The organism is Photobacterium sp. DNB22_13_2 (genome assembly GCF_052873915.1).
Genome location: NZ_JBNNXU010000225.1, coordinates 1 through 249, shown reverse-complemented (window position 1 = coordinate 249; position 249 = coordinate 1). Strand labels below are relative to the sequence as shown.

Sequence of the window (249 nt, the reverse complement as noted above, 5' to 3'; positions counted from 1 at the left end):
CTCGACATCGTCTCGCGCGAACTGGTTGGTTTCATCCCATCGGTGACGCTCGATGCGTCCGCAGAGCGTGCCGCGCTCAATCAAGCGGTTCGCGTGCCGATCGCACCGGCCTCGGCTGCAGAAGACGTGACGCCCGGCCAGCTGCCGCCGGATGACGGTGATCAGTCCGTGGGTAACACCCCGATCATCATCACCAAGTCGCGCATGGTGCCGTTCCGCTGGACCGGTGAAGAGCAAAAGGGCGTCAAC

Annotated in this window: 1 protein-coding gene; it reads left to right on the top strand. The window is 63.9% G+C overall.

Annotated elements, in window-relative coordinates:
- On the top strand, window positions 1-249 hold a 249-nt coding region (locus tag ACVA58_RS28460; RefSeq protein WP_446513582.1), incomplete at both ends, for a hypothetical protein.